The organism is Enterococcus spodopteracolus, from assembly GCF_030441955.1.
Lineage (GTDB): Bacteria > Bacillota > Bacilli > Lactobacillales > Enterococcaceae > Enterococcus_B > Enterococcus_B spodopteracolus.
Genome location: NZ_JARJHD010000082.1, coordinates 1 through 525 on the forward strand (window position 1 = coordinate 1; position 525 = coordinate 525).

A 525-nucleotide genomic window follows, 5' to 3' on the forward strand; every position below is an offset into this window, starting at 1 on the left:
ACCAGGTCGATGGCCTCACGGCCATTGGCGGCCTCACCGACTACACGCAGGTCCACATGTTCCGAGAGAAACTGACGCAGACCCGAGCGCACAATTGCATGGTCGTCCACAATGCCGATTCTGATCATGAATACCTCTTTTTCGGGGGACCAGCAGGAACGCCGGTCGTGCAAACAATATATGGTAACGGCCGGGGCAGGAACTGCTCCGGCTGCCGATAACACGAATTATGCAGAATATCGGCGAAGATCTTGTAGGTGAGAGGATGCTTATGCGTTGGATAAATTTCCGAAGAATTGCGATCAGCCTGGCATTTGCCATCGTTGCGGCCGTGCTGCTTGTCAGCATTAACGAGGCCAGCTACAAGCGCTCGACCAAGGCGCTGGAGGCCATGACCCAGACCCAGGCGACCCGCTCGGAAATCAGCCAACTGCTGCGGTTGATGCTCGATGCCGAGACCGGCCTGCGCGGCTACCTGCTCACGGGGGAGGAGCGCTACCTGGAGCCCTACAGCAAGGCGATCAC

1 protein-coding gene is annotated in these 525 nt (G+C 57.9%); it reads left to right on the top strand.

The annotated features are described in order from the left end of the window. Positions 1-271 precede the first annotated feature (271 nt). The coding region (locus P3R27_RS14630) for a CHASE3 domain-containing protein (protein WP_301399157.1) at positions 272-525 on the top strand (254 nt) is incomplete at its 3' end.